Source organism: Dietzia sp. SLG310A2-38A2 (genome assembly GCF_014145095.1).
GTDB lineage: Bacteria > Actinomycetota > Actinomycetes > Mycobacteriales > Mycobacteriaceae > Dietzia.
In genome coordinates this window covers 1-3,392 of sequence record NZ_JAALDX010000241.1, presented here as the reverse complement: position 1 = coordinate 3,392, position 3,392 = coordinate 1, and the positions used below count along the sequence as shown (strand labels likewise).

Genomic DNA, 3,392 nt, shown 5'->3' with positions numbered 1-3,392 from the left:
ACGGGGTGGCCGAGGTGATCGTCCGCGTCCCCGCCGGCACCGGACCCGAGGCGCCGGCGAGGTGGTCCGCGGTCGCCCAGACCCCGGACGGTGAGGCGCCCCTCGACGGGCTCTGCGTCCCGGCTGAACTCCTCCACTCGGGTACCTCCCATCCCGCGCTCGACGCCGCCGGCACAGTCCTCGGTGGAGGGCGGATCCTCCAACTCGAGGGACTGCCGGGGTCGCCGCGGCCGCCCCGCTCCGGCCCGGAGGTGGAACGCGATGTGTCCGCGATCCTCGCATTGCTCGAGCGCCTCAGCGCACCCCGATACGCCGGGTTGGGGCAGCTGGTACTCACACCGACCGTGGACGACATGACCTCGGGCCGCCTCACCCCGGTGGAGGCATTGGCGTCGGTACGTCGGGTGTCCGAGGCCGCCCCGCGGCTGGCCGAGTAGCTCGGTCCGATCTACGCGACGGCGATCGGCCACTGTGTGTTGACATCCGAGGCGTCCTTGCCCGACTGCTCGAGATAGGCCGCGAAGTCGCGTTGCCGGGTCTCGTGCCACTGCGCCTGCTGCGCGTTGACCGCGCGCCAGTCCGCACCGGCCAGTTCGGGGAGCGAGCCGAGTAGCTTCCACGCCAGGCGGGCCGCCGCGTGCGCATCGGCCGCGGCCTCGTGCGCACCGTCCAACCGCACGCCGTGGTGGGCGCACAGGGCCTCGAGGGTGCGCTTGCCCTTGCGGTACGGGTCGGTCGCCCGATCGACGACATAGGGGTCGAGAACCGGGCCGAGCACCTCGAACGAGGGGTCCCATCTCCTGAGGATGGTGAGGTCGTACGCGGCGTTGAACACCACCAGGGTCCGCCCCTCCCGCCACCCCGTCCGGACCCCGGCGATGGTCTCGGCCACCACCTCCGCATGCGGCCTTCCGTGCTGCCTGGCCTGGGCCGTGGTGATGCCGTGGACCGCCGTGGCGCCCTCCGGGATGTCGATGCCCGGATCCGCCATCCAGTTGACCTCCACCTTGCGGGGCCCGTCGATCGCGACGAGGGCCGAGGTGACGACATGGGCGGTACGGGGATCGGGCCCGGTGGTCTCCAGGTCGAAGGCCAGCAGGCGGTTCCGGTCGAGGGAGACGGGGATGATGATCTCTGGGTTCATGCGGTCACCGTAGGCCAGCGCCCCGACACGCAGGGCACGTGTCGCACTACCCTGTCCTCGTGAGCCAAGCGAGTCGAAGCAACGAGCCCGTCGGCACCGGGGACATCCCTACGGAGGTACGGCAGGCGTGGACCGACCTCGCGGAGACGGTGCGGGATCACCAGTTCCGCTACTACGTCAAGGACGCCCCCATCGTCTCCGACGCCGAGTTCGACAGGCTCTTCCACGACCTGGAGGCGCTCGAGGAACAGCACCCCGGGCTGCGGACGGCGGATTCCCCGACACAGCTCGTGGGCGGTGGTTTCTCCACCGACTTCGCGCCGGTGGAGCACCTCCAACGGATGACGAGCCTGGACAACGTGTTCTCGGAGGAAGAACTGCGCGCGTGGGTGAACTCTGCGGTCGAGCAGGCGCACATCCCCGCGGAGGACCTGCAATTCCTGTGCGAGGTCAAGATCGACGGGGTGGCGCTCGACCTGGTCTACCGCGAGGGGAGGTTGGTCAGCGCGGCCACCCGCGGTGACGGCCGCACGGGGGAGGACGTCACGCTCAACGCCCGGACGATCGACGACATCCCGGTCGCCCTCACTCCGACGAAGGACCGCCCCGTCCCCGCGTTGCTCGAGGTCAGGGGAGAGGTGTTCTTCCGGCTCGAGGACTTCGCCGATCTCAATGCGCGGCTCGTGGCAGACGGCAAGCCACCGTTCGCCAATCCCCGCAACAGCGCTGCCGGGTCACTGCGGCAGAAGAACCCGGCGATCACCGCCCAGCGACGCCTCGGGATGTACTGCCATGGCCTCGGCGCGGTCGAGGGCGCGACCTTCGGCAGCCTCCACGACGTCTATCTCGCGCTCGCGGACTGGGGCCTGCCCGTCTCCCCCCACACCGCCCCGGCGACCGGGGTCGACGAGGTGCTCGAGCGGATGCGGTACTGGGGTGACCACAGGGGCGACCCCGAGCACGAGATCGACGGCCTCGTGGTCAAGATCGACGACCGGGCCGTCCAGCGTCGACTCGGTCAGACGTCGCGGGCACCGCGGTGGGCGATCGCCTACAAGTACCCGCCCGAGGAGGTCATGACCGAGTTGCTCGACATCCGTGTCTCCGTGGGTCGTACCGGACGGGTCACCCCGTTCGCCCACATGGAACCGGTGCTCGTCGCCGGCTCCACGGTCTCGCTGGCGACCCTGCACAACCAGACCGAGGTCAAGCGCAAGGGTGTGCTGATCGGTGACACCGTGGTGATCCGCAAGGCCGGGGACGTCATCCCGGAGGTCCTCGGCCCGGTGGTGGAGCGCCGGGACGGAACCGAGCGCGAGTTCGTCTTTCCCGAGCGCTGCCCCGAGTGTGAGACCGTCCTGGCGCCGGCGAAGGAGGGGGACGCGGACTGGCGCTGTCCGAACCAGCGGTCCTGTCCCGCACAGCTCCGTGAGCGACTGTTCTACCTCTCATCGCGAAACGCGCTCGACATCGAGGCGCTCGGTTATGAGGGATCCTCCGATCTACTCTCCAGCGGGGTGCTCGACAACGAGGCCGGTCTGTTCGACCTCACCGAGGCCGATCTCCTCCGCACCTCCCTCTACACCCGACTGGACAAGGCGACCCGCAAGCAGGTCGAGGAGGGTGCCGAGCCGGAGCGCACCGTGCTCAACGAGAACGGCCGCAAGCTGCTGGCCAATCTCGAGACGGCGAGGGACAGGCCCTTGTGGCGGGTGCTGGTCGCTCTGTCCATCCGCCATGTCGGACCGACGGCCGCGCGCGCACTGGCCACCCGGTTCGGCACCATGGAGGACATCCGCGCCGCCTCCGAGGTGGAGCTCGCGGACACGGACGGCGTCGGTTCGACCATTGCGGCCTCGGTGGTGGAGTGGTTCGACGTGGACTGGCATCGCGAGATCGTCGACCGATGGGCGGCCTCGGGCGTGTCGATGGCCGATGAACGGGACGAGTCGATCCCACGCACCCTCGAGGGCCTGACCATCGTGGCGACCGGATCCCTCGAGGGATTCACCCGCGACGGGATCAAGGAGGCGATCATCGCCAGGGGCGGTAAGGCCTCGGGCTCGGTGTCCAAGAAGACCGACTACGTGGTGGTGGGGGACAATCCGGGGTCGAAGGCGGCCAAGGCGGATGAGCTGGGGCTGACCATCCTCGACGAGGCCGGTTTCGTGGAGCTGCTGGAGAACGGCCCGGCGCGGGAGGAGCCCGCCGCCGACCCCGAGGCCGCCGACCCCGAGCCCGCCGACCC

2 protein-coding genes and 1 pseudogene are annotated in these 3,392 nt (G+C 70.0%); 2 read left to right on the top strand and 1 reads right to left on the bottom strand.

The genetic code is table 11. From position 1 onward, the window contains the following. Positions 1-437: pseudogene (locus G6027_RS08980) on the top strand (cobalamin-independent methionine synthase); the annotation flags it as partial. Between the two features lie 11 nt (positions 438-448). On the opposite strand, the gene G6027_RS08975 reads toward G6027_RS08980, so the two are convergent. Next, a complete protein-coding gene (locus G6027_RS08975; RefSeq protein WP_182636872.1) occupies positions 449-1,144 on the bottom strand; it encodes an exonuclease domain-containing protein in 696 nt (231 codons plus the stop codon). A 59-nt stretch (positions 1,145-1,203) separates the two neighbouring features. Here G6027_RS08975 and ligA point away from each other — a divergent pair. Then, positions 1,204-3,392 (top strand): NAD-dependent DNA ligase LigA (gene ligA / locus G6027_RS08970; protein ID WP_182636871.1); only part of this gene is annotated, 2,189 nt, incomplete at its 3' end.

Excerpts from the sequence above, each read along its gene's own strand:
- G6027_RS08975 (WP_182636872.1), bottom strand. The coding sequence starts at position 1,144 with ATGAACCCAGAGATCATCATCCCCGTCTCCCTCGACCGGAACCGCCTG.